This window comes from Mycolicibacterium xanthum (genome assembly GCF_019710635.1).
GTDB lineage: Bacteria > Actinomycetota > Actinomycetes > Mycobacteriales > Mycobacteriaceae > Mycobacterium > Mycobacterium xanthum.
Window position 1 is genome coordinate 59,892 of sequence record NZ_JAIFZS010000050.1, and the last position, 23,567, is coordinate 83,458.

The following is a 23,567-nucleotide window of genomic DNA, read 5'->3' on the forward strand; positions in this document are numbered from 1 at the left end:
TCTCGCTTGGTCGCTAGACCTTCGCGGAGACCGACAGCGCCGCGTTGATCGCGTCGACGCGGTCCTTGGCGTCACCGAAGAGCATCTGGGTGTTCTCGCGGAAGAACAGCGGGTTCTGCACCCCGGCGTAGCCGGAGGCCATGGACCGCTTGAACACGATCACGTTGCGGGCGTTCCACACCGTGAGCACCGGCATGCCGGCGATCGGACTGTTCGGGTCTTCCGTGGCCGCCGGGTTGACGGTGTCGTTGGCGCCGATGACCAGCACGACGTCGGTGTCGTCGAAGTCGTCGTTGATCTCGTCCATCTCCAGAACGATGTCGTAGGGCACCTTGGCCTCGGCCAGCAGCACGTTCATGTGCCCGGGCAGTCGTCCGGCGACGGGGTGGATGCCGAAGCGCACGTTGACGCCGCTCTGGCGCAACCGCCGGGTGAGTTCGGCGACGCCGTACTGGGCTTGGGCGACGGCCATCCCGTAGCCCGGGGTGATGATCACCGAGTGGGCATTGGCGAGCAGTTCGGCCGCGCTCTCGGCGGTGATCTCCCGGGGTTCGCCGTAGTCGGTGTCGTCGGCCGGACCGGCCTCGATACCGAAGCCGCCGGCGATGACGGAGATGAAGGACCGGTTCATCGCCTTGCACATGATGTAGGACAGGTAGGCACCGGAGGACCCGACCAGCGCACCGGTGATGATCAGCAGGTCGTTGCCCAGCAGGAAGCCGGATGCCGCGGCCGCCCAGCCGGAGTAGCTGTTGAGCATCGAGACCACCACCGGCATGTCGCCGCCGCCGATCGAGGCGACCAGATGCCAGCCCAGCAGCAGGGCCAGGACGGTGACCGCAATCAGCAGCCACAGCTGCGGGTCGATGACGAACCAGACTGTGAGCGCGACGAACACCACCAGCGCGCCGACGTTGAGGAAGTTCTTGCCGGGCAGCATCAACGGCGCGGACTTCATACGCGCCGAGAGCTTGAGGTTGGCCACGACGGAACCGGTGAATGTCACACCACCGATGAACACGCCGATGAACACCTCTGCCGAATGGATACCGAGCATGCCTTCACGGCCGAGCTGAAGCGCCTCGGCGCCGCCCAGCTCGCGCTCGACGTGCAGGTATCCGTTCCAGCCGACCAGCACGGCGGCCAACCCGACGAAGCTGTGCAGCAACGCGATCAGCTCCGGCATGCCGGTCATCTCGACGATGCGGGCCCGCCACAGCCCGATCACCGCGCCGATGACCATGGCGCCGACCAGCAACCCCAGCCCGACCGGTTCGATGTGGCGGGCCAGAGCCAGTGCGATGGTCGCGATCAGGGCCACGGCCATCCCGGCGATGCCGAAGGTGTTGCCCGCGCGGGAGGTTTCATGCTTGGACAGCCCCGCCAGGGCGAGGATGAACAGCAGCGCGGCGACCACGTAGGCCGCGGTCGCGGTGGTTTCCAGACTCAGCATGGGTGCTAGCTCCTCGAGAACATGGCCAGCATGCGGCGGGTCACCGCGAAGCCGCCGAAGATGTTGATGCTGGCGAGCAGGATGGCCGCGAAACTGATGGCGGTGATCACGGTGTTGCCGTGGCCGATCTGCAGTAGCGCCCCGACGACGATGATGCCCGAGATCGCGTTGGTCACCGACATCAGCGGGGTGTGTAGCGCGTGGTGCACATTGCCGATGACGTAGTAACCGATCACGATCGCCAGCGCGAACACCGTCAGGTGCACCTGAAGCGCGGCCGGGGACAGCGCAATCAACGCGAACAGCAGCGCCGCGGCGGTGAACGTGATGCCCAGCCGGCGGCCCGTCGTCATGGGCTTCTTCTCGGGCTTGGCCACCGGCGCCTCGGCGGCCTTGACCGCGGGCGCTGCCGACACCTGCACCGGCGGGGGCGGCCAGGTGATCTCACCGTGGCGGACCACCGTCACCGAGCGCTGGACCACGTCGTCGAAGTCCAGCGTGAGCTGGCCGTCCTTCTCGGGGGTGAGCAGCTTGAGCAGGTTCACCAGGTTGGTGCCGTACAGCTGCGAGGCCTGAGCGGGCAGGCGCCCGGCCAGGTCGGTGTAGCCGATGATCGTCACCCCGTTGTCCGTGACGACAGCCCGGTCCTTGACGGTGCCTTCGACGTTGCCCCCATTACCGGCGGCCATGTCGACGATGACGCTGCCGGCCTTCATCGAGGCGACCATGCCGGCGGTGATGATGCGCGGCGCCGGCTTACCGGGGATCAGCGCGGTGGTGATGATGATGTCGACGTCCTTGGCGAGCTCGGCGTACAGGGCGGCCTCGCGGGCCTTGTAGTCCTCGCCCATCTCCTTGGCGTAGCCGGTGGCCGACACCTCGGCCGCCGCCGGATCGACCGAGACGTATTCGCCGCCGAGAGACTGCACCTGATCGGCGACCTCGGGCCGCGGGTCGGTGGCCTTCACGATGGCCCCCAGGCTGCCCGCGGCGCCGATCGCAGCCAGTCCGGCCACACCGGCGCCGACCACCAGCACCTTGGCCGGGGGCACTTTGCCGGCCGCGGTGACCTGCCCGGTGAAGAATCGGCCGAAGGTGTGCGCGGCCTCGACGACGGCGCGGTACCCCGCGATGTTGGCCATCGAGGACAACACATCCAGCGACTGCGCGCGGGAGATGCGGGGGACGGCCTCCATCGCCAACGCGGTGATCTGCCGGGTACCCAGCTCCTCGACCAGCTCGGGCCGCAGCGCGGGGGAGAGCAGGCCCACCACGGTCGCGCCGTCGCGCAACGCCGCGATCTCGGGACTGGTCGGCGCGTTGACCTTCAGCACCACATCCGCCGCCCACACCTGCTCGGTGGCACCGACGTCCGCGCCGGCTTCGGTGAAGGCCTGGTCGGAGAAACTCGCCGCCGCACCTGCGCCGGACTCGACCACCACCGAGTAGCCGAGCTTGATCAGCTGGCTGACCGTGGCAGGTGTGGCCGCGACGCGCGTCTCACCTGGTGAGGACTCTCTCGGTATCCCGATGATCATCGATTTCGATCCGATCTAGGCTCTGCTCGCGGTGCGGCCGGAGCGCTTCCGGCGCCGGCATTGCTTGGTCTTGGACGTTTGGGAAATGCAAGTGTAAGAGGTCAGGCGCATCTGTCGCGCACTCGTAAGCTGCTGCGCGGGACTCCGCCCAGCGTGAGCGCGGTCGCCGGAATTTTTCTGAACACGACACGCCACGCCGGAACGGTCGCCACAGACGTCACAGTGGCCCCGGGTGTTCCGACTTCGACGAATGTGTCCGGTGGCGCGTTCTGCTGCCGCGGCCTGGGTGGGCGGATCTCGGAACGGCACCGATACGGCATCGAGTTCCGCCGCCCCGGTGCGCCCCACCGGGGCCGCACCCCACCATGACAAAGATGAGCATGGTGGTCGAACGCGGGCTGGCGCGCTGCCCGCGATGTGTGTCGATGGCGGACTACGTCTTCATCGAGTTCTCTGCGGAGGTGTATTCCGGCATGCTGCGTTACGAAGTGCGCTGCCGCAAGTGTGGGGAGTGCTACGGCGAGGAGAGTCGGCCGACGGTGCATGCCGCGGTCGTCGTCGCCGAACCGCCGATCGTGTGGCCGCCCGACTGCGAGCCGGTTCCACCGCGGGACCGGCGCGCCGAGCTTCGGCAACGGGCCGCCGAGCTACGACATCGGACGGCCGAGGTCGCTGCCCGGGCGCGTACGGAGGGCACTCGGGCCCGGGACGAGACGACGAAGTGGGTCACGAAGTCGGTCCAGAAGGCGCGCACGATCCGGCCCGCGGACTGGTTCCGGCGCGACGAGGCTCAGACGGGCGGCGTTCAGACCGGCGGATAGGACGGCGGCGGATACACCCCGCGCAGGATCCACGCGAACCAGTTGATGCCGTACTCCAGCTCATCGCTGGCGTCGTAGTCCGGATTCGGGTCCATTTCGCCACCTCTCCGTCTCCGCCCGCTGAACGGCGGCTGCCGGCAAGTCTAGACCGACAGCACCCGCGGCAACATGGCAACGGCCTAGACTGAACCAACCAGTTAGTAGACTGCCCCCTGCGGTGGGCCCTGCCTATAGTGAGTCGCCATGTCTGAAACCGTCACGACCAACGGGATGTCTCGCCGCGAGGAATTGTTGGCCGTGGCCACGAAGCTGTTCGCCGCGCGTGGCTACCACGGCACCCGGATGGACGACGTCGCCGACGCGGTCGGCCTGAACAAGGCGACCGTCTACCACTACTACGCCAGCAAGTCGCTGATCCTCTACGACATCTACAAGGGAGCCGCGGACTTCACCGTCGATGCGCTGCACGACGATCCGACCGCCTCGGCGCGCGAGACCATCTACCACTTCACCCGGCGGCTGCTGGTCGGCATCGCCGGCAACATCGAGCGGGCCGCGGTCTACTTCCAGGAAGGCCCCTACATCACCGAGTGGTTCACCGAGGAACAGGTCGCCTACATCCGGGAGAAGGAAACCCAGGTCTACGAGCATGTGCGTGACGTGATCGACCGGGGCATCGCCAGCGGCGAGTTCTACGAGTGCGACTCGCACGTGCTGGCGCTGGGATACATCGGCATGACGCTGGGCTCCTACCGGTGGCTGCGCCCGCACGGGCGGCGCACCGCGCAGGAGATCGCGGTCGAGTTCAGCACGGCGCTGCTGCGCGGCCTGATCCGTGACGACGAAGTCCGGCAGACCTCGCCGCTGGGCGCGGACCTGGCCGCCGGCAGCGCATCGGCGTAGCCGACCGTGAGGTCCACGCTGCTCTCCCGCCGGGACCTGGACTTCCTGCTCTACGAGTGGCTGCGGGTCGAGGAGCTGACCGCGCGCAAGCGCTTCGCCGAGCACTCCCGCGAGACCTTCGACGGGGTGCTCGACCTGTGCGAGCAGCTGGCCACGAGGTACTTCGCCCCGCACAACAAGACCAGCGACGCGCACGAGCCGACGTTCGACGGTCGGACCGTCACCGTCATCCCCGAGGTGAAGGAGGCGCTGGACGCCTTCGCGGCCGCCGATCTGCTCGGCATGGGAATGGACGAGTCGCTCGGTGGCGCGCAGCTGCCCGCGACCGTCGCCCAGGCCGGGTTCGCGTGGCTGTCGGCGGCCAACATCGCCACGGCCGGCTACCTGATGCTGACCATCGCCAACGCCAACCTGCTCGCCGAGTTCGGCAGCGCCGAACAGATCGAGATGTTCGTGCGGCCGATGCTGGCCGGGCGGTTCTCGGGGACCATGGCGCTCTCCGAGACCCAGGCGGGGTCCTCGCTGGCCGACATCACCACCCGCGCCGAACCCCGCGCCGACGGCTGCTACCGGCTGTTCGGCTCCAAGATGTGGATCTCGGGTGCCGAGCATGAGATGACCGAGAACATCGTCAACCTGGTGCTGGCCAAGATCCCCGGAGCGCCGGCCGGAACGCGGGGCATCTCGCTGTTCGTCGTGCCGAAGTTCTTGGTCGGCGCCGACGGTGCGGTCGGAGAGCGCAACGACGTCGTGCTGGCCGGGCTGAACCACAAGATGGGCCAGCGCGGCATCACCAACACCGTGCTGAACTTCGGCGAAGGCGTGCACCGGCCCGGCGGCGAAGCGGGTGCGGTCGGTTACCTGGTCGGCGAGCCGAACCGCGGCCTGGCCTGCATGTTCCGGATGATGAACGAGGCCCGACTCGGTGTCGGGATGGGCGCCGTTGCGCTCGGCTACACCGGATACCTCAAGTCGCTGGCCTACGCGAGGGACCGCCCACAGGGCAGGCCGGTCACCGCCAAGGACCCGGCCGCCCCTCAGGTGCCGATCATCGCGCACCCCGATGTGAAGCGAATGCTGCTGGCGCAGAAGGCGTACGTCGAAGGGGGGCTGGCGTTGGCGCTGTACTGCGCGAACCTCGTCGACGTCCAGCGCAGCGCCGAGAAGCCGGCCGAGGCCGACCGCGCCGGCCTGCTGCTCGACCTGCTGACCCCGATCGCCAAGAGTTGGCCCTCGCAGTGGTGCCTGGAGGCCAACAACCTGGCGATCCAGGTGCACGGCGGGTACGGCTACACCCGCGAATACGACGTCGAACAGCACTACCGGGACAACCGGCTCAACCCGATCCACGAGGGCACACACGGAATACAGAGCCTGGATCTGTTGGGTCGCAAGGTGATTGCGCATGACGGTGCCGCGCTGGCGGAGTTCGCCTCGGCGGTCGGGACGACGGTGCGGGCGGCCGAGGCGCTCGGCGGGGACACCGCGGAGATGGCCACCCGGCTCGACGCCTCGGTGCGCCGGCTCGTCTCGGTCACCGCCGCGATGTTCGGCCCTGGCGACGTCGAGGCGGCGCTGGCCAACAGCGTCGTCTACCTCGAGGCGTTCGGGCACATCACCGTCGCGTGGATGTGGCTGCAGCAGGCGCTGGCCTGTGCCGGGCGCGACGGCGACTTCTACTACGGCAAGCGGCAGGCCGCGCGGTTCTTCTTCCGGTACGAATTGCCCAGGACCGCAGCGCAACTCGACCTGCTGGAAAGCCTGGACCGCACCACGCTGGAGATGCGCGACGCCTGGTTCTGAAGGCGCCGGAAGGCCCGGTCAGCGCAGCCGCGCGGATCGCGGCTCAATCCGGCACGTCGAAGTGGGAGCCGCCGTCCTCGCGGCCGATGGCCACGCTCGTCCTTCGGCCAGATCGGTGCTGTCGAAACGGGAACCGCCTTCGGGAACCGGCTGCGCAGGGTCGGAAATCGAGACGCCCGGAAGCGCTTCGGAGGGAGTTGTCGAGGTCATGGCGTCAGTCGATATGCTCGGCCCATGCCGCTGGTGAGTAAGACGGTCGAGGTCACGGCCGCTGCCGACACGATCATGGCGATCGTCGCCGATTTCGAGAGCTACCCGCAGTGGAACGAGGAGATCAAGGGGTGCTGGGTGTTGGCCCGCTACAACGACGGGCGGCCCAGCCAGCTGCGGCTCGACGTCGTGGTGCAGGGCCAGTCCGGGACGTTCATCACCGCCGTCTACTACCCCGGCGAGAACCAGATCTACACGGTGCTGCAGCAGGGCGATCTCTTCGCCAAGCAGGAACAGAAGTTCTCGGTGGTGCCGATCGGGCCCACGTCGCTGTTGACCGTCGACCTCGACGTCGAGACCGCGATGCCGATCCCCAAGCCGATGGTGAAGAAAGCCATCGGCGACACGCTGGACTATCTGGCCGACAACCTCAAGGCGCGCGCCGAGAAGCTCGCGGCCAGCTGATCCGGCTCAGGTCCACAGCCCGGCCTGTTCCAGCCAGGCCAGCAACCGGGCCAGGCCGTCGCTGAACTGTTCCTCGGTCAACGTCACGACGGCGTCGACATCGCGGCGGCGCAGCGCCTCGATCAGTTTGGTGTGGCAGGCCACCGCGGCGGCACCCCAGGCCGGATCGGTCGCGAACAGCTGCGGCGGCAGGTAGCGGGCCGCGTGCAACAGGAACCAGGCCAGTTTGATCCGTCCGCCGGCCCTGTTGAACGCGCGGTGGAAGGCGAACTCACACCGGGCGATTCCGTCCGGGTCGCTTCGCGCCACCGCGTCGGACATCTCCTCGTTGAGATACTCCAACTCCTGGATCTGCCCGTCGGTGATGCGGTGCGCCGCCGCGACGGCCAGTTCCCGCGCGATCGTCGACTGCAGCCAGAAGATGTCCTCGATGTCGCCCCTGGTCAGTGGGACCACCCGGTGACCCCGGTGCGGCTCGAGCTCGACCATGCCCTCGCCACGCAGGGTGCGCAGGGCCTCGCGCACCGGGGTGATGCTGACGCCCAGCCGGGCGGCGGTCTCGTCGAGCCGGATGAAGGTGTCCGGCCGCAGCACGCCCGTCATGATGTCGGAGCGCAGCCGGGCGGCCACCTCGTCGGAGAGCTGTTCGCGGCGCAGAACACCCGGCGACCGCGAACCCACTGGGGCGTTCATCGGATTCCGCGGCCCCTTCCGGCGTGTCTGGCGTGTCGGCCATAAAGGTTGTCTGATACCCGCCGGGGTCATAGTGTGACCGTGGCAACACAATGTTTGATCACATATCAGCTGCCCGCAACCCCCGACCCGGAGCAGGAGACGTTGAGTAATACCGCCGCCCCGCTGGGCCAGGCCACCGAGCAGCCGTACCTGGCCCGGCGCCAGAACTGGGCCAATCAGCTCAGCCGGCACGCGTTGATGCAGCCGGATGCCGTCGCGCTGCGATTCCTCGGCAAGAGCACCAGCTGGGCCCAACTCGATGAGCGGGTCTCGGCGCTGGCGGCTGCACTGCACCGCCGGGGTGTCGGCGACGGCGACCGCGTGCTGATCCTGATGCTCAACCGCCCGGAGTTCATCGAATCGTTCCTGGCGATCAACAAGCTCGGCGGGATCGCGGTCCCGGTGAACTTCCGGATGACGGCGGCCGAGATCGCATTCCTGGTGTCCGACTGCCGGGCTCACGTCATCATCACCGAACCGGTGCTGGCCCAGGTCGCCACCGCCGTGCGGGAACTCGACCACACGTTGGCGACGGTGGTCGTCGCAGGCGCCACTGCCGACACCGCCAACGACGGAGTGCTCGACTACGAACGTCTGCTGGGTGAGGACGGGCCCGCCGCCGACCCGGTCGACATCCCCGACGACTCACCCGCGCTGATCATGTACACGTCGGGGACCACCGGCCGGCCGAAGGGGGCGGTGCTAACCCACAACAACCTGGCGGGGCAGGCGATGACGCACCTGTTCACCATCGGCGCCGACATCAACCACGACATCGGGTTCGTCGGGGTCCCGCTGTTCCACATCGCGGGCATCGGCAACACCATCTTCGGACTGCTACTGGGCCGTCCGACCGTGATCTACCCACTGGGCGCTTTCGAGCCGGGCGAACTGCTCGACGTGCTGGAGGCCGAGCAGGTCACCGGGATCTTCCTGGTGCCCGCCCAATGGCAGGCGGTGTGTGCCGAACAGCGGGCCAACCCCCGCGAACTCCAGTTGCGGGTGCTGTCCTGGGGCGCCGCGCCGGCCTCGGACACGTTGCTGCGGGAGATGTCGGAGACGTTCCCGGGCGCCCAGATCCTTGCCGCGTTCGGCCAGACCGAGATGTCGCCGGTGACCTGCATGCTGTTGGGCGAGGACGCCATCCACAAGCTCGGGTCGGTGGGCAGGGTCATCCCGACGGTGTCCGCGCGCATCGTCGACGACGAGATGAACGACGTCCCCGTCGGCCAGGTGGGCGAGATCGTCTATCGCGCTCCGACATTGATGGCGGGCTACTGGAACAACCCCGAGGCCACCGCCGCGGCGTTCGCGGGCGGCTGGTTCCACTCCGGCGACCTGGTCCGGCAGGACGAGGACGGTTACATCTGGGTGGTCGACCGCAAGAAGGACATGATCATCTCCGGCGGCGAGAACATCTACTGCGCCGAGGTCGAGAACGCGCTGGCCGCTCACCAGGACATCGTCGAGGTGGCGGTGATCGGGCGGGCCGATCGCAAGTGGGGCGAGGTGCCGGTTGCTGTGGTGGTGCTCAAGAGTTCGCCGGGGACGGCCCCCCGGCGCCCGCTGGGCCCGGCGGATCTCGGCGAATTCCTCGGCGACCGGCTGGCGCGATACAAGCACCCCAAGGCCGTCGAGATCCTCGACACGCTTCCACGCAATCCCGCCGGCAAAGTTCTCAAGACCGAGCTGAGGGTGCGGTTCGGCGGTGAACAATCTGTTGAGGTGGACGAAAGTTCCTCTACGCCAACGGTTTCAGCGGGAAGTCGACGGGACCGATGACGGGGGGGCCGGTTTGCCAGCGGTGAAGATATCAATCCCGCCGATGCGGTACATCGCGACCACCCGATCGGGTACAGTCCTGTGGTCTGTCTCACTACCCGCCGGTAGCGGGGCTGAGCTCACAGGGATGGGGCCGGGGCTGGAAGGGAGCGTGCGACAGATGCTGCCGGTGTGCTACCTCGGCCGGGCAATGGTCGCCGGGGGGCGCCGGTGACCAGCACGACGAATCTGTCCGGCTACATCCGCAACCAGAGCAGGCCGGCCCTGGAGGCCGTCGGCGGCTTCGTCCGGATGTGCGTCCTCGTCGGCAAGGCCACGTTGCGGCCGCCGTTCCAGTGGCGTGAGTTCATCCTGCAGGGCTGGTTCCTGATGCGGGTCGCGTTCCTGCCCACCCTCGCGGTGGCGATCCCACTGACCGTGCTGCTGATCTTCACACTGAACATCCTGCTCGCCGAGTTCGGCGCCGCCGACGTCTCCGGCGCGGGCGCGGCGATCGGCGCGGTGACCCAGCTGGGGCCCCTGGTGACCGTGCTGGTGGTGGCCGGCGCGGGTTCGACCGCCATCTGCGCCGACCTCGGTGCCCGCACCATCCGGGAGGAGATCGACGCGCTCGAGGTGCTGGGCATCGATCCGATTCACCGCCTGGTGGTGCCCCGGGTGGTCGCGTCGACGTTCGTCGCGATCCTGCTCAACGGCGCGGTGATCACCGTCGGCCTGGTCGGCGGATTCATCTTCGGCGTGTACCTGCAGAACGTGTCGGCCGGTGCCTACGTCTCCACGCTGACGCTGATCACCGGCCTGCCCGAGGTGGTCATCTCGATCGTCAAGGCGGCCACGTTCGGCCTGATCGCCGGGTTGGTGGGCTGCTACCGCGGACTCACCGTGGCCGGCGGCGCCAAGGGCGTGGGCACCGCCGTCAACGAGACGCTGGTGCTGTGCGTCATCGCACTGTTCGCGGTCAACGTCGTGCTGACCACCATCGGCGTGCGGTTCGGAACGGGGAACTGACATGTCGACCATCGCCGTTCTGCGCTCGAGGTATCCCCGCGGGGTCGCCGCAGCCGAGAAATGGGCCGGAGCGCCGGGCCGTGGCCTGGACTCGCTGGGCCACATCGCGTGGTTCGTCGTCACGGCGGTCGGTTCGATCGGCCATGCCGTGCGGTACTACCGCAGGGAGATGCTCCGGCTGATCGCCGAGATCGGCATGGGCACCGGCGCGATGGCCGTCGTCGGCGGGACCGTCGCCATCGTCGGTTTCGTCACACTGTCCGGCTCCTCGCTGGTCGCGATCCAGGGTTTCGCGTCGCTCGGCAACGTCGGCGTCGAGGCGTTCACCGGCTTCTTCGCCGCCCTGATCAACGTGCGCATCGCCGCCCCCGTCGTCGCCGGGCAGGCGCTGGCGGCCACCGTCGGCGCCGGTGCCACCGCCGAGCTCGGTGCGATGCGGATCAGCGAGGAGATCGACGCGCTCGAGGTGATGGGCATCAAGTCGATCTCGTATCTGGTTTCGACCCGAATCGTGGCCGGATTCATCGTCATAATCCCGCTCTACGCGATGGCGATCATCATGTCGTTCCTGTCGGCGCAGGTGACGACGACGCTCTTCTACGGGCAGTCGGTCGGCACCTACGAGCACTACTTCCGGACGTTCCTGCGTCCCGACGACGTGTTCTTCTCGTTCGTGCAGGCGGTCATCATCTCGGTGATCGTCATGCTCAACCACTGCTACTACGGCTTCTACGCCAGCGGCGGTCCGGTCGGTGTGGGTGAGGCGGTCGGCCGGTCGATGCGGGCGTCGCTGGTCGCGATCGTGTGTGTGGTTCTGTTCGCCTCGTTGGCGCTCTACGGCGTCAACCCGAACTTCAACCTGACGGTGTAGCGGCCATGTCGGACCCGCAGAAGCCGCTGAACACCAGGCGTGAGCCGCCGTACAAGATCGCCGGGCTGGCGCTGGCCGTTCTGGCGATCATCGTGGTGGTGGTGGTGTATCTGCAGTTCCGGGGCACCGCGCCGTGGATGGAACGCGAACAGCTGACGCTGCTGTCCGCGCGCGCCGGCCTGTCGATGGATCCCGGGGCCAAGGTGACCTACAACGGCGTGGAGATCGGCCGGGTCGGCAAGGTCGAACAGGTCAACGTGGGTGACGAGCCCAAGGCCAAGATCCTGCTCGAGATCGATCCGAAGTATCTGAGCCTGATCCCGAAGAACGTCGACGCCAACATCACCGCCACCACCGTGTTCGGCAACAAGTACATCTCGTTCACCACGCCCGAGAACCCTGCCGCGCAACGGATCACCAGTAGCGATGTGATCGACGTGACGTCGGTGACCACCGAGTTCAACACGCTGTTCGAGACCGTGGTCTCGCTGGCCGAACAGGTCGACCCGATCAAACTGAACCAGACGCTGACGGCCACCGCGCAGGCTCTCGACGGGCTCGGCGACCGATTCGGCGAGTCGATCATCAACGGCAACCAGATCCTTTCCGAGATCAACCCCCAGATGCCGCAGATCCGTCGGGACAACCAACTGCTGGCCGATCTCGGTGGGATCTACGCAGATTCGGCGCCCGATCTGTTCGACGGGTTGCAGCACGCGGTGACCACCGCGCGCACGTTCAACGAGCAGCAGGGCAACGTCGATCAGGCGCTGATGGCGGCGGTCGGTTTCGGCAACACCGGCGGCGACGTCTTCGAGCGCGGCGGACCGTATCTCACCCGTGGCGCCGCGGACCTGGTGCCGACGACGGCGCTGCTGGACAAGTACAGCCCCGAGTTCTTCTGCATGTTCCGCAACTACCACGACGCCGAACCGCTGATCGCAGATTCACTGGGCGGCAACGGTTACTCGCTGCGCACCCATTCGGAGGTGCTCGGCCTGGGTGCCGGCAACCCGTACGTCTACCCGGACAATCTGCCGCGGGTCAATGCCAAGGGCGGACCGGAGGGACGCCCGGGATGCTGGCAGCCCGTCACCCGTGATCTGTGGCCGGCGCCGTACCTGGTGATGGACACCGGCGCATCGATCGCCCCGTACAACCACATGGAACTCGGCCAGCCGCTGTTCACCGAGTACGTCTGGGGGCGTCAAGTCGGGGAGAACACGATCAACCCATGAAAATCACCGGTACCGCGATCAAGCTCGGCGCCTTCTCACTGGTGCTGCTGTTGTTCACCGCGATCATCATCGTGGTGTTCGGACAGATCCGGTTCGACCGGACGACCGGTTACACGGCGATCTTCTCCAACGCCAGCGGCCTGCGTGCGGGCCAGTTCGTGCGGGCCTCCGGAGTGGAGGTCGGCAAGGTCTCCGATGTGACCCTGATCGACGGCGGCAACCAGGTCAAGGTCGATTTCAACGTCGACCGGTCGCTGGAGCTCTTCGAGGAGACCACCGCGTCGGTGCGCTATCTGAACCTCATCGGCGACCGCTATCTGGAGCTCAAACGCGGCGAGAGCAACACGAAACTCCCTGCGGGATCGACGATTCCGATCGAGCGCACCGAGCCCGCGCTGGACCTCGACGCACTGATCGGCGGCTTCCGTCCGGTCTTCCAGTCGCTGGACGCCGACAAGGTCAACACCATCGCGCAGTCGCTGATCACGGTGTTCCAGGGCCAAGGCGGCACCATCAGCGACATCCTCGACCAGACCGCGTCGCTGACGTCGGCCCTCGCCGATCGTGACCAGGCGATCGGCGAGGTGATCAAGAACCTCAACACCGTGCTGGACACGACGGTCAAACACCAACAGCAGTTCGACGAGACCGTCCAGAATTTCGAGACGCTCATCACCGGCCTGAAGAACCGGGCCGACCCGATCGCCGCGTCGGTTGCCGACATCAGTGACGCCGCAGGCACGATCGCCGATCTGCTCGCCGACAACCGGCCGGTGCTGCAGAGCACGGTGAGCCGTCTCGAGGTGCTGGGCCAACCGCTGGTCGAGGATTCCGACAAGCTCGACGCCCTGCTGGTCAAGCTGCCCCAGGCACTGAGGATAATCGGCCGCTCGGGTGGAATCTACGGCGACTTCTTCAACTTCTACGCCTGCGATATCACGTTGAAGCTCAACGGATTGCAGCCGGGAGGACCGGTCCGCACCGTCAAGGTGTGGAGCCAGCCCACGGGCAGGTGCATGCCGAAATGAGAGTTCTGGAGGGTTCGACCCGGGTTCGCAGCGGGTTGATGGGAATAATCATCGTGGTCCTGGTGATCGGGGTGGGGCAGAGCTTCGCGAGTGTCCCGATGCTGTTCGCCCAGCCGACGTATTACGCGGAGTTCTCCGACACCGGCGGACTCAATGCAGGTGACCACGTGCGGATCGCCGGTGTCGACGTCGGCAACGTGCGCTCGTTCGACATCGACGGTGACCGGGTCGTCATCGGCTACTCGCTGAACGGCACCGAGATCGGTACCGACAGCCGGGCGGCGATCCGCACCGACACCATCCTGGGCAGGCGCAATATCGAGATCGAGCCGCGCGGTACGGATCGATTGCGGGCCAACGGCGTTCTCCCGCTCGGCCAGACCACCACGCCGTATCAGATCTACGACGCGTTCTTCGACGTCAGCACCTCCACGTCGAAATGGGACACCAAGACGGTGCGGGACTCGCTGAACGTGTTGTCGCAGACCATCGACGAGACCTCCCCGCATCTGTCCGCGGCTCTCGATGGGGTGGCCAGGTTCTCCGACACCATCGGCAAGCGCGACGACCAGATCAAGCAGCTGCTGGCCAACGCCAACAAGGTCGCCGGCGTGCTCGGTAACCGCAGCGAGCAGATCAACGATCTGTTCGTCAACGCCCAGGCGCTGCTGGCCGCGATCAACGAGCGCAACTACGCCGTGGGCCAACTGCTGGAACGAGTCGCGAAGTTCTCCGATCAGGTCCGCGGCTTCATCGACGACAACCCGAACCTCAACCACGTGCTGGAGCAGACCCGCACGATCACCGACATCCTGGCCGAGCGCAAGCAGGATCTCGCCGACACGCTGTCCTCGCTGTCGAAGTTCATGGTCTCGCTGGGTGAGGCGCTCGCGTCGGGCCCCTACTTCAAGGTGCTGCTGGTCAACCTGGCGCCGTACTGGATCCTGCAGCCGTTCGTCGACGCGGCGTTCAAGAAGCGCGGCATCGACCCCGAGGAGTTCTGGCGCAACGCCGGCCTGCCGGCGTTCCGGTTCCCCGACCCGAACGGCACCGGCTTCGCCAACGGTGCGCCACCGCCCGCGCCGACCCCGATCGAGGGCACCCCCGAGCATCCCGGCCCGGCCGTGCCGCCCGGCTCTCCGTGCTCCTACACCCCACCCGCGGACGGCTTGCCGCGACCGGAGAACCCGTTGCCGTGCGCCGCACTCACCCAGGGGCCGTACGGCCCGGTTCCCGGTGGTTTCGCACCGCCGAACGTCGCCGCGTCGGCGCCGAACGCGCACGGTCCGCAGCCCTCTCCCGGAGTGCCCGCCGCGGCGATCCCCGGACAGCTGTCCCCGAACGTCCCCGGCGCGGTCACCCCGTTGCCGCCCGCCCCGGTCGGCGCCCGAACCGTCCCGCTGGACCCGCAGCCGTCGCCGCCCGACTTCACCCCGGGCATCGCTCCGCTGCCGCCCGCGCTGCCGGCTCCCGCGGTGCCCGGACCCGGTCCGATGCCGGCCCCGGCAGGCCAGCCGCTGCTGCCGGGCAATCCGCCGTTCCTCCCGCCGGGATCGCAAGGCTAGGGGGGCGAGCAGATGTCAACGGTTTTCAACATCCGCAACCTGCGGCTGTCGGGTGCGGCACGCACGGCGGTGATCGTCGGTGCGCTGGTGCTGGTCCTCGCTATCGTCGGCGGGCTGCTCGGGTGGAACCTGTACAAGAAGATGACCACCAACACCGTCGTCGCCTACTTCAGCCAGACCCTGGCGCTCTACCCCGGCGACCGGGTCCAGATCATGGGTGTGAAGGTCGGCAGCATCGACAAGATCGAGCCGGCCGGCGACAAGATGCGGGTCACGTTCCACTACGACAAGAAGTACAAGGTGCCGGCCAACGCCACGGCGTCGATCCTGAACCCGAGCCTGGTCGCCTCGCGCACCATCCAGTTGGCGCCCCCCTTCACCGGCGGGCCGGTGCTGGAGAACAACGCGGTCCTCGGACTCGACCGCACCCAGGTGCCCGTCGAGTACGACGACCTGCGGGACTCGCTGAGCAGGCTGCTCACCGACCTGGGCCCGACACCCGAGCAGCCGCGCGGCCCGTTCGGCGACATCATCGAATCCGCCGCGGACGGGTTCGCCGGCAAGGGCCAGCAGTTGAACAAGACGCTGACCGGGCTCTCGGAGGCGCTCTTCGCGCTCAACGAGGGACGCGGCGATTTCTTCAGCGTGGTGAAGAGCCTGGCGCTGTTCGTCAACGCGCTCTACAAGAGCGACCAGCAATTCGTCGCCCTGAACAACCAACTGGCCCAGTTCACCAACGCGTTCACCAACACCGACCGCGAGGTGGCACAAGCGGTCCAGGACCTCGACCAGCTGCTCACCACGACCCGGGGCTTCATCGAGGAGAACGGCGGCGTGCTGGCCCACGACGTCAACAACCTGGCCGACGTGACCACCGCGATCCTGCAGCCCGACGCGCGCGAAGGTCTCGAGACGGCGCTGCACGCCTACCCCAACGTGGCGGCGAACCTGATGAACATCAACGCACCGAACTCGGGCGGAATCGTCAGCCTGCCGGTGATCTCCAGCTTCGCCAACCCGATGCAGTTCATCTGCAGCGCCATCCAGGCCGGCAGCCGGTTGGGCTATCAGGAGTCCGCGGAGTTGTGCGCGGAGTATCTCGGCCCGATCCTCGACGCGATCAAGTTCAACTACCTGCCGTTCGGAGCCAACCAGCTGCAGACCGCGATGACGCTGCCCAAGCAGATCGCCTACTCCGAGCCGCGGCTGCAGCCGCCGCCCGGCTACAAGGACACCACCGTGCCGGGCATCTTCTCCCGGGACACGCTGTGGTCGCACGGCAACCACGAGCCGGGCTGGGTGGTCGCACCCGGCATGCAGGGCGTCGAGGTACAGCCGTTCACCGCGAACATGCTCACCCCGGAGTCGCTGTCCGAGCTGATGGGAGGGCCCGACATCGTCGCCCCGCCGGCCCCGCCCGCATTCGGCGTCGACAACGGCAGGCTGCCCGGCCCGCCGGACGCCTACAACGAGACCAGCCCGCTGCCGCCCCCGTGGTATCCGCAGCCCGCGCCGCCGCCGGGCCCGGCGCCCGGCGTGCTCGCGGGCGACCCGCTGGGTGCCATCGCGCCCGCCGCGCCCGCTGCGGCCGTTCCGGCCCCGGCCGCGCCGGCCGGACCCCTGTTGCCGGCCGAGGCAGGAGGCTGACCCGTGGGCAAGCTACGCACACTGACCCGCCGCGCCGCCGCACTCGGCGTCGCGGCGCTGGTGCTGACCTCGTGCGGGTCGTGGAAGGGCATCTCGAACGTGCCGCTGCCCGGCGGTCCGGGTACCGGCGACGACCACACCACGATCTACGTCCAGATGCCGGACACCCTGGCGCTCAACGTGAACAGCCGGGTCCGTGTCGCCGACGTGTACGTCGGGCGGGTGCGGTCCATCGAGCTGAAGAACTGGGTCGCGGTCCTCACGCTCGACCTCGAGCCGAGCGTGAAGCTGCCGGTCAACGCGCTGGCCAGGATCGGCCAGACCAGCCTGCTGGGCTCCCAGCACATCCAGCTGGACCTGCCGCCGGACCCGTCGCCGCAGCTGCTGAAGTCCGGTGACACGATCCCGCTGAAGAACGCCTCGGCCTTCCCCACCACCGAACGCGTGCTGGCCAGCATCGCCACCATCCTGACCGGCGGCGGCGTGTCCAACCTGGAAACCATCCAGACCGAGGTCTACAACGTGCTCAACGGACGCGCCGACCAGATCAGGGACTTCCTGGGGCGGCTGGACACGTTCACCGCCGAACTCAACGCCCAGCGCGAGGACATCACCCGGGCCATCGACTCCACCAACCGGCTGCTGGCCGTGGTCGGGCAGCGCAATGACACTCTCGATGCGGTGCTGACGGAGTTCCCGCCGCTGATCCAGCATTTCGCCGACACCCGCGACCTGTTCGCCGACGCCGTCGAGGCGCTCGGCCGGATCAGCAACGCGGCCGAGGACGCCCTGGCCCCGGCCAGCGACGACATCCACACCAACCTGGCCAACCTGCAGCGCCCGCTGCGCGAGCTCGGCAAGGCCGGTCCGTACCTGCTCGGCGCGCTGAAGATCTTTCTGACCGCGCCGTACTCCATCGAGAACGTGGACAAGGCGATCCGCGGCGACTACATCAACTCCTCGGTGAACATCGACCTGACCCTGTCGGGCATCGACAACGGGTTCCTGAGCGGCACCGGAATCTCGGGCATGCTGCGTGCGCTCGAGCAGGCGTGGGGCCGCGACCCGAACACGATGATCCCGGATGTGCGCTTCACCCCGAACGCGCACTCGGTGCCGGGCGGCCCGTTGGTGGAAAGGGGTGAGTGAGCGATGCTGACCCGGTTCATCAGGATCCAGCTGGTGTTGTTCTCCATCCTGACGGTCATCGCGCTGGGGGTGCTCGGCCTGTACTACCTGCGCCTGCCCGCCCTCGTCGGGGTCGGTGAGTACACGTTGTACGCCGAGTTGCCCCGTTCGGGTGGGCTGTACGAGACGGGCAACGTCACCTACCGCGGATCCGAGATCGGCAAGGTCACCGCGGTGGAACCCACCGAAACGGGTGCCCGGGTGACGATGAGCATCGACAACGACGTCAAGATCCCGGTGGACACCACCGCCAACGTGCACTCGGTGTCGGCGATCGGTGAGCAGTACCTGGACCTGGTGCCGGCCGGCGAGGGTGGCCAGTACCTGCAGCCGGGCCAGACCATCACCAAGAGCACCGTGCCATCCGAGGTCGGTCCGGCGCTGGATGCGGCGAACGACGGACTGGCGGTGCTGCCGAAGGAGAAGATCGACTCGCTGCTGACCGAGACATCGCAGGCGGTGGGCGGCCTCGGGCCGTCGTTGCAGCGCCTGGTCGAGTCGACGACCAACCTCGCCGAGGGCTTCCGGGACAACCTGCCTCAGGTCAACGACATCATCGCCAACTCGGCGCCGATCCTGCAGAGCCAGGTCGACTCCGGAGGCGCGATCGAACAGTGGGCGCGCAATCTCAACGCGATCGCGTCGCAGACGGCGGAGCAGGACACCGCGCTGCGCAGCGGCCTGCAGCAGGCCGCTCCGACACTCGACCAGGTCACCGCGGTCTTCGGCGACGTCCGGGAGGCACTGCCACAGACGTTGGCGAACCTGGCCGTCGTGATCGACATGCTCAAGACCTACAACAAGGGGCTCGAGCAGACCCTGGTGATCTACCCGCAGGGCGCCGCACTACTGCAGCAGGGCTCCATCTTCGAGGATGGCGGCCTGCTGCACTTCGGCCTGTCCGTCAACCAGCCGCCGCCGTGCCTGACCGGGTTCCTGCCCGCCTCCGAATGGCGCTCGCCGGCGGACACCACCACGGCGCCGCTGCCGTCGGGCCTGTACTGCAAGATCCCGAAGGACTACCAGGCCAACAGCGTGCGCGGTGCGCGTAACTATCCGTGCGCCACCGTGCCCGGTAAGCGGGCCGCGACGCCGAACGAATGCCGCAGCGACGAGCCGTACGTGCCGCTGGGCACCAACCCCTGGTACGGCGACCCGAACCAGATCCTGTCCTGTCCCGCGCCGGGGGCCCGGTGCGACCAGCGGGTGGCGCCCGGACAGGTCATCCCGGCCCCGTCGATCAACAACGGCCAGAATCCACTGCCCGCCGATCAGCTCCCACCTCCCGAACACACGGCGCCGACCAGCGATCCGTTGACCGCTCCGCGCTCGGGTACCGTCAGTTGCAGCGGACAGCAGCCCAACCCGTGCATCTACACTCCCGCGCAGGGACCGCCGGGCAGCACCGCGGCCTACAGCCCGAGTAGCGGCGAGGTGGTGGGCCCGGACGGCGTCCGGTACAACGTGAGGAACTCGACTAACCCAGGAGACGATGGATGGAAGGAGATGCTGGCACCAGCCGGCTGAACCCCACCACCGGCGGGGAGGACCCCCGAGACCCGGGAACCGTCGACACTTCAGGGGAAACCGCCGCCGACGCGTCGGCGGAAACCGAAGTCGCCGACGCGTCTGAGGCCACCGAGACGCCCGAGGACACCGACGCGCCCTCCGACACCCGCCGACCCGCGCGGCTCGGCAGGGGCTGGGTCGCGAGCATCTGCGCGGTGCTGGTCCTGCTGGCCGGCGCGGGCATCGCCGGCGGCTATTTCGCGCTGCGGGCCAACGAGCAGGGCGCGGCCACCGCGCGTTCCGAGGAGGCGGCGCTGCAGGCCGCCAAGGAGTGCGTGGTGGCCACCCAGGCACCGGACACCGCCACGATGACGGCCGCACAGTCGAAGATCCTGGAATGCTCGACCGGCGAGTTCGGGGTGCAGGCCGGGCTGTACGGAAGCGTGCTGGCCGAGGCCTATCAGGCGGCCAACGCGACGGTCGCCGTCGACGAGCTGCGGGCCGCCGTCGAACGGCACAACGAGGACGGGTCGATCAACGTGCTGGTCGCGGTCCGGGTCAGGATTTCGAACTCCGAGGCCGCCGATCAGCAGGTCGGTTACCGGCTGCGGGCCCGGATGGCCTACGACGACGGGCAGTACCGGATCGCCGGATTGGACCAGGTCACGTCGTGACGACCGTTCTGGACACCACCCCGGCGACCCCGGCCGACGACCCCACGCCCGAGGACCGGCCGGCGTCCTGGCCGGCCAGGGCCACCGCGCTCGCCGTCGACCTGGGTCCCGGGCTCGCAGTGATCGCCACGGCCGCGCTGTGTGCGCTCGCCGCCCCCGCCGACGGCTGGCAGCGGTACCTGTTCGGCGGAATCGCCCTGGTTGTGCTGTTCGCGACGGCGCTCAACCGGCTGGTGCTGCCGCACGCCACCGGGTGGACGCTGGGGCGCGCGCTGGTGGGGATCAGGGTGTACCGCCGCGCGGGTGAACCGGTCGGTGTGGTGCGGCTGACCGCACGGGAGTGTGCGCACCTGCTCGATACCGCCGCGCTGTTCGTCGGCTGGCTCTGGCCACTGTGGGATCGGCGCGGACGCACGTTCGCCGACCTGTTGGCGCGCACCGAGGTCCGCCGGGTGGTCCGGCCGCGCCGCGACATGCACCGCACGGTGGGGTGGGTGCTGGTGGCCACGGCGGTGGCGTGCGTGGCCACCGTCGGGCTGGGTTATGCCGTCGTGTACCGCCCCCAACTCGCCGTGGACCGGGCCGGCGCGCAGATCAGAGAACAGGGCCCGCGGATCGTCGAGCAGATGCTGAGCTACGGTGCCGACTCGCTGCCGGAGGACTTCGCCAGGGCGCAGTCGCTGACGACCGATGCCTACCGGCCCCAACTGATCGCCCAGCAGCAGGCGGTCCAGCAGGCCGGTGCCACCGGCAACGAGTACTGGGCGGTGGCCAGCGCGCTGCTGACCGACCCGCCGGTCACCACCGATCACGCGGCGATGCTGATGGCGATGCAGGGCCAGCGCGGCACCAATCCCGAGGACCTGAAGTTCATCACCGCGACGGTGCGGGTGGAGTTCGACAGGTCCGCAGACGGGCAGTGGCGGGTGGCGAACCTGACCGTGCTCAAGAAGCCGCTGATGGGCCGGGACGGCCGATGAGCCCGCGACGCAACTGGGTTGCCGACCACGATGCCGAGAACGTCGTGGGATCCGGCTTCTTCACGAGGAAGACCAGGCCACCGCGGCGTTGGGGGCTCCCGGTGGTCGCCGCACTGTGCGCGCTGCTGGTGGCCGCGGCGATCACGGCGGGCTCGCTGATGCTCGTCCGGCACGAGACCGATCGGCGCGAAGCGCTCTTCGACGCCGCCGCGCTGAGCTACGCGGGTGAGTTCATGACGATGTACACCACGCTGGACCCGTTCCACGCCAACGACTACGCCGACCGCATCCTGGCCCAGGGCACCGGGGATTTCGCCAAGATGTTCTCCGAGAAGAAGAACGAGATCCTGATCCAGGTCGCACAGGCCGAGCCGACGACCGGGGAGGTGACCGAAGCGGGCGTACAGCGCCGCAACGACGACGGCAGCGCCGACGTGCTCATCGCGACCAAGGTGACCACGACCTCACCGGACGGGAAATCGACGGTGCAGAGCGGCAGCCGGTGGATCGCCACGACGATCAAGGAAGGACAGCAGTGGAAGATCAGCAACCTGATCCAGGTGATCTGACCGCCGGGTCCGACGGAGACACCGCCCCCGAGGCCGAGACACCTCCGGGGGCCAGGAAGACGCCTGTCGGCAAGGCGGGGAGGTCCACCGGATCGGCTGTCCCGCAGCAGGAGTCCACCGAATCCGACGGGGACGAACAGCCGGACGAGGTCGTCCTGGTCGCGCACCGGCCCGCGGGCAAGCGCCTGATCGGCGCCGCCGCCGCGGCGTCGGTGCTGTTCGTCGGCGCCGCGGCCTTCGCCGGTGCGATGGCACAGCCCTACCTGTCCGAGCGGGCCATGGTGCAGACCAAGTTGGCGATCGCCACCAGGGCCACCGATGCCATCACCACACTGTGGACCTACACGCCCGACGACATGAACACCCTCGCCGACCGCGCATCACGTTTTCTCGCAGGCGATTTCGCCGAGGAGTACCGCCGCTACATCGATGCCATCGTCGAGCCCAACAAGCAGGCCCAGGTCACCAACACCACCCAGGTGATGGGCGCCGCGGTGGAGAGCGTGTCGCCGCCGGATACCCCCACGGAGGCGACTGCGATCGTCTACACCAACTCCGTGGCCACCAGCCCGGTCACCAAGAACATCCCGTCGTTGCGCTACCTGTCCTACCGGTTGACGCTGGAACGCGAAGGCGCGACCTGGCTGGTGACCAGGATGTCGACGATCACGTCCTTCGACCTGACACCCCAGCTGTAACGTCCGCTGTGCCCATGGCCCTGCCGGTCCGTGTCGCGCCGAAATGGCATTCCAGCAGTGATTCTTCCGAACTTTCGCTGCTGGAATGCCATTTCGGCGGAAGGGCGGCCGTGTGGAGTTCGTGAAGCGCAACGCGCGGGCGCCTGCCGGGTTCTTCGCATGTGAAGCCGCTGGGCTGCAGTGGCTTTCGACGGCCACCGGCGGGGTCGCGTGCGCCCGGGTGATCGCTGTGGACGAGCACTCGCTGACTCTGCAGCGGCTGACGACCACGGCTCCCACCCACTCGGCCGCACGCGAGTTCGGCCGGCGACTGGCGATCACCCACGACGCCGGCGCCGACGGGTTCGGGGCCGCGCCGCCGGGGTGGCGCGGGCCGGGCTTCTTCGGCCCGCTGGATCAACCGTTGCCGATGGCGTTCGGCACCGAGCCGTCCTGGGGGCGGTTCTATGCGGCGCACCGCCTCGCGCCGATGGCCGAGCGGGCCGCGGCCCGGCTGGGTGCGGCCACCCGTGGCGCCGTCGAAGCCGTCATCGAGTGTTGTGCTGCAGGCGATTTCGACGATGCCGACGCGCCCAGCCGGTTGCACGGCGACCTGTGGAGCGGCAACGTGATGTGGACTCCGGACGGGGTCGTGCTGATCGACCCGGCCGCGCACGGCGGCCACCGCGAAACCGACCTGGCGATGCTGGCATTGTTCGGCTGCCCGCACCTGGACGCGGTGCTGGACGGCTACCAGAGTCGCCGGGCGCTGCGGCCCGGCTGGCGTGACCGGATCGGCCTTCACCAGTTGTTCCCGCTGCTGGCCCACGTGGTGCTCTTCGGCAGCGGCTATGCCGCCCAGACGCATGTGGTGGCGGTCGCCGCACTGGGCGGCTGAACCGG

General features: G+C 68.2%; 21 protein-coding genes and 1 pseudogene. 18 read left to right on the plus strand and 4 right to left on the minus strand.

All coding sequences use genetic code 11. The features are described from left to right. Positions 1 to 13: 13 nt before the first annotated feature. Both pntB and JDV09_RS19395 read right to left on the minus strand, forming a co-directional pair. Complete coding sequence (gene pntB, locus JDV09_RS19390) at positions 14 to 1,453, minus strand: Re/Si-specific NAD(P)(+) transhydrogenase subunit beta (protein WP_221370764.1); 1,440 nt, start codon at positions 1,451 to 1,453, stop codon at positions 14 to 16. Between the two features lie 5 nt (positions 1,454 to 1,458). Beyond that, entirely contained in the window at positions 1,459 to 2,991 is a 1,533-nt protein-coding gene (locus JDV09_RS19395) for a Re/Si-specific NAD(P)(+) transhydrogenase subunit alpha (protein WP_221370765.1), read from the minus strand. Positions 2,992 to 3,365: 374 nt separating this feature from the next. On the opposite strand from JDV09_RS19395, the gene JDV09_RS19400 reads away from it, so the two are divergent. Then, positions 3,366 to 3,812: a hypothetical protein gene (locus JDV09_RS19400; RefSeq protein WP_221370766.1), complete on the plus strand. Its 447-nt coding sequence runs from the start codon at positions 3,366 to 3,368 to the stop codon at positions 3,810 to 3,812. On the opposite strand, the pseudogene JDV09_RS19405 reads toward JDV09_RS19400, so the two are convergent. Next, positions 3,797 to 3,904 (minus strand): annotated as a pseudogene (locus JDV09_RS19405) (CAP domain-containing protein); the annotation flags it as partial. The gene JDV09_RS19400 and the pseudogene JDV09_RS19405 overlap by 16 nt on opposite strands. A 151-nt stretch (positions 3,905 to 4,055) precedes the next feature. Here JDV09_RS19405 and JDV09_RS19410 point away from each other — a divergent pair. The 3 genes from JDV09_RS19410 to JDV09_RS19420 all read left to right on the plus strand — a co-directional run bounded on the left by JDV09_RS19410 (position 4,056) and on the right by JDV09_RS19420 (position 7,193). Next, on the plus strand, positions 4,056 to 4,715 hold the full coding sequence (locus JDV09_RS19410; RefSeq protein ID WP_221370767.1) for a TetR/AcrR family transcriptional regulator: 660 nt from the start codon (positions 4,056 to 4,058) through the stop codon (positions 4,713 to 4,715). 6 nt (positions 4,716 to 4,721) lie between these two features. Continuing rightward, positions 4,722 to 6,518, plus strand: a complete 1,797-nt coding sequence (locus tag JDV09_RS19415; protein WP_221370768.1) for an acyl-CoA dehydrogenase — start codon at positions 4,722 to 4,724, stop codon at positions 6,516 to 6,518. 234 nt (positions 6,519 to 6,752) lie between these two features. Further along, positions 6,753 to 7,193 (plus strand): SRPBCC family protein, encoded by a 441-nt coding sequence (locus JDV09_RS19420; protein ID WP_221370769.1) that lies wholly within the window; start codon positions 6,753 to 6,755, stop codon positions 7,191 to 7,193. Positions 7,194 to 7,199: 6 nt separating this feature from the next. Here JDV09_RS19420 and JDV09_RS19425 read toward each other — a convergent pair whose 3' ends face one another. Further along, the gene (locus JDV09_RS19425) at positions 7,200 to 7,886 is read right to left on the minus strand and encodes a GntR family transcriptional regulator (RefSeq protein WP_221370770.1); all 687 of its coding nucleotides are present in this window, start codon (positions 7,884 to 7,886) and stop codon (positions 7,200 to 7,202) included. A 144-nt stretch (positions 7,887 to 8,030) separates the two neighbouring features. Here JDV09_RS19425 and fadD5 point away from each other — a divergent pair, with 144 nt between their 5' ends. The 14 genes from fadD5 (at position 8,031) to JDV09_RS19495 (ending at position 23,562) form a co-directional block, all read left to right on the plus strand. Next, positions 8,031 to 9,710 carry a fatty-acid--CoA ligase FadD5 gene (fadD5, locus tag JDV09_RS19430; RefSeq protein WP_221370799.1) on the plus strand — a complete coding sequence of 560 codons (1,680 nt, stop codon included), beginning with the start codon at positions 8,031 to 8,033 and terminating at the stop codon, positions 9,708 to 9,710. 210 nt (positions 9,711 to 9,920) lie between these two features. Then, complete coding sequence (locus JDV09_RS19435) at positions 9,921 to 10,718, plus strand: MlaE family ABC transporter permease (RefSeq protein ID WP_221370771.1); 798 nt, start codon at positions 9,921 to 9,923, stop codon at positions 10,716 to 10,718. Between the two features lies 1 nt (position 10,719). Then, entirely contained in the window at positions 10,720 to 11,589 is an 870-nt protein-coding gene (locus JDV09_RS19440) for an MlaE family ABC transporter permease (RefSeq protein ID WP_221370772.1), read from the plus strand. Between the two features lie 5 nt (positions 11,590 to 11,594). After that, positions 11,595 to 12,827, plus strand: coding sequence for an MCE family protein (locus JDV09_RS19445; protein ID WP_221370773.1), 1,233 nt, complete (start codon positions 11,595 to 11,597; stop codon positions 12,825 to 12,827). Beyond that, positions 12,824 to 13,855, plus strand: a complete 1,032-nt coding sequence (locus JDV09_RS19450; RefSeq protein WP_221370774.1) for a virulence factor Mce family protein — start codon at positions 12,824 to 12,826, stop codon at positions 13,853 to 13,855. The genes JDV09_RS19445 and JDV09_RS19450 overlap by 4 nt, the downstream gene beginning before the upstream one ends. Next, on the plus strand, positions 13,852 to 15,420 hold the full coding sequence (locus JDV09_RS19455; RefSeq protein WP_221370775.1) for an MCE family protein: 1,569 nt from the start codon (positions 13,852 to 13,854) through the stop codon (positions 15,418 to 15,420). The genes JDV09_RS19450 and JDV09_RS19455 overlap by 4 nt, the downstream gene beginning before the upstream one ends. 12 nt (positions 15,421 to 15,432) lie before the next feature. Continuing rightward, a complete protein-coding gene (locus JDV09_RS19460) occupies positions 15,433 to 17,067 on the plus strand; it encodes a virulence factor Mce family protein (protein WP_221370776.1) in 1,635 nt (544 codons plus the stop codon). A 3-nt stretch (positions 17,068 to 17,070) separates the two neighbouring features. Further along, positions 17,071 to 18,216 carry a virulence factor Mce family protein gene (locus JDV09_RS19465; protein WP_221370777.1) on the plus strand — a complete coding sequence of 382 codons (1,146 nt, stop codon included), beginning with the start codon at positions 17,071 to 17,073 and terminating at the stop codon, positions 18,214 to 18,216. Between the two features lie 3 nt (positions 18,217 to 18,219). Then, a complete protein-coding gene (locus tag JDV09_RS19470; protein WP_221370778.1) occupies positions 18,220 to 19,782 on the plus strand; it encodes an MCE family protein in 1,563 nt (520 codons plus the stop codon). Next, positions 19,752 to 20,438: an Rv1363c family protein gene (locus JDV09_RS19475; RefSeq protein WP_221370779.1), complete on the plus strand. Its 687-nt coding sequence runs from the start codon at positions 19,752 to 19,754 to the stop codon at positions 20,436 to 20,438. The genes JDV09_RS19470 and JDV09_RS19475 overlap by 31 nt, the downstream gene beginning before the upstream one ends. Continuing rightward, positions 20,435 to 21,418: an RDD family protein gene (locus JDV09_RS19480; protein ID WP_221370780.1), complete on the plus strand. Its 984-nt coding sequence runs from the start codon at positions 20,435 to 20,437 to the stop codon at positions 21,416 to 21,418. Before JDV09_RS19475 ends, JDV09_RS19480 begins: the two co-directional genes overlap by 4 nt. Then, positions 21,415 to 21,987 (plus strand): Rv1363c family protein, encoded by a 573-nt coding sequence (locus JDV09_RS19485; RefSeq protein ID WP_255605649.1) that lies wholly within the window; start codon positions 21,415 to 21,417, stop codon positions 21,985 to 21,987. The genes JDV09_RS19480 and JDV09_RS19485 overlap by 4 nt, the downstream gene beginning before the upstream one ends. Beyond that, positions 21,954 to 22,685, plus strand: a complete 732-nt coding sequence (locus JDV09_RS19490) for a mammalian cell entry protein (protein ID WP_308124174.1) — start codon at positions 21,954 to 21,956, stop codon at positions 22,683 to 22,685. Before JDV09_RS19485 ends, JDV09_RS19490 begins: the two co-directional genes overlap by 34 nt. Before the next feature lie 112 nt (positions 22,686 to 22,797). After that, a complete protein-coding gene (locus JDV09_RS19495) occupies positions 22,798 to 23,562 on the plus strand; it encodes a fructosamine kinase family protein (protein ID WP_308124175.1) in 765 nt (254 codons plus the stop codon). Positions 23,563 to 23,567: the final 5 nt, after the last annotated feature.

What these genes read in the sequence shown, in the direction of transcription:
- pntB (WP_221370764.1), bottom strand. Translation starts at nt 1,453, where the DNA reads ATGCTGAGTCTGGAAACCACCGCGACCGCGGCCTACGTGGTCGCCGCG.
- JDV09_RS19475 (WP_221370779.1), top strand. Translation starts at nt 19,752, where the DNA reads ATGGAAGGAGATGCTGGCACCAGCCGGCTGAACCCCACCACCGGCGGG.
- JDV09_RS19470 (WP_221370778.1), top strand. Translation starts at nt 18,220, where the DNA reads ATGCTGACCCGGTTCATCAGGATCCAGCTGGTGTTGTTCTCCATCCTG.
- JDV09_RS19395 (WP_221370765.1), bottom strand. Translation starts at nt 2,991, where the DNA reads ATGATCATCGGGATACCGAGAGAGTCCTCACCAGGTGAGACGCGCGTC.
- JDV09_RS19400 (WP_221370766.1), top strand. Translation starts at nt 3,366, where the DNA reads ATGAGCATGGTGGTCGAACGCGGGCTGGCGCGCTGCCCGCGATGTGTG.
- JDV09_RS19460 (WP_221370776.1), top strand. Translation starts at nt 15,433, where the DNA reads ATGTCAACGGTTTTCAACATCCGCAACCTGCGGCTGTCGGGTGCGGCA.
- JDV09_RS19420 (WP_221370769.1), top strand. Translation starts at nt 6,753, where the DNA reads ATGCCGCTGGTGAGTAAGACGGTCGAGGTCACGGCCGCTGCCGACACG.
- JDV09_RS19440 (WP_221370772.1), top strand. Translation starts at nt 10,720, where the DNA reads ATGTCGACCATCGCCGTTCTGCGCTCGAGGTATCCCCGCGGGGTCGCC.
- JDV09_RS19410 (WP_221370767.1), top strand. Translation starts at nt 4,056, where the DNA reads ATGTCTGAAACCGTCACGACCAACGGGATGTCTCGCCGCGAGGAATTG.
- JDV09_RS19445 (WP_221370773.1), top strand. Translation starts at nt 11,595, where the DNA reads ATGTCGGACCCGCAGAAGCCGCTGAACACCAGGCGTGAGCCGCCGTAC.
- JDV09_RS19455 (WP_221370775.1), top strand. Translation starts at nt 13,852, where the DNA reads ATGAGAGTTCTGGAGGGTTCGACCCGGGTTCGCAGCGGGTTGATGGGA.
- JDV09_RS19425 (WP_221370770.1), bottom strand. Translation starts at nt 7,886, where the DNA reads ATGAACGCCCCAGTGGGTTCGCGGTCGCCGGGTGTTCTGCGCCGCGAA.
- JDV09_RS19450 (WP_221370774.1), top strand. Translation starts at nt 12,824, where the DNA reads ATGAAAATCACCGGTACCGCGATCAAGCTCGGCGCCTTCTCACTGGTG.
- JDV09_RS19485 (WP_255605649.1), top strand. Translation starts at nt 21,415, where the DNA reads ATGAGCCCGCGACGCAACTGGGTTGCCGACCACGATGCCGAGAACGTC.